Consider the following 265-nt stretch of genomic DNA (forward strand, 5'->3'; position numbering starts at 1 on the left):
GGAGCAACTCGCGCAGCAGCCGGAAGTTTATTTCGAGGCCGGCGATCACGAGGCGCTGATCCATATGACGCAAGACGAATTTCTCGCGCTGATGGAAACCGCCGAACGCGCGCATTTTTCGCACAAGATGCTCGGGATGTGGGTGTCCTGACGGGTGTGTGGTGCTTGCGATTCGCAGTTCGTGGCTCGCCGGGAAGATCGGGAACGGCGCCGTACGGGCTGCGGTCGCGAGTTTGGACGCGGTCCACTGGGGGTCGATAGACGG

1 pseudogene is annotated in these 265 nt (G+C 61.9%); it reads left to right on the forward strand.

The features are described from left to right. Positions 1–151, forward strand: a pseudogene (locus SB771_RS34970) (deacylase); the annotation flags it as partial. Positions 152–265 lie beyond the last annotated feature (114 nt).

Origin of the sequence: Burkholderia sp. SIMBA_051 (assembly GCF_046534915.1) — a bacterium.
Lineage (GTDB): Bacteria > Pseudomonadota > Gammaproteobacteria > Burkholderiales > Burkholderiaceae > Burkholderia > Burkholderia ambifaria.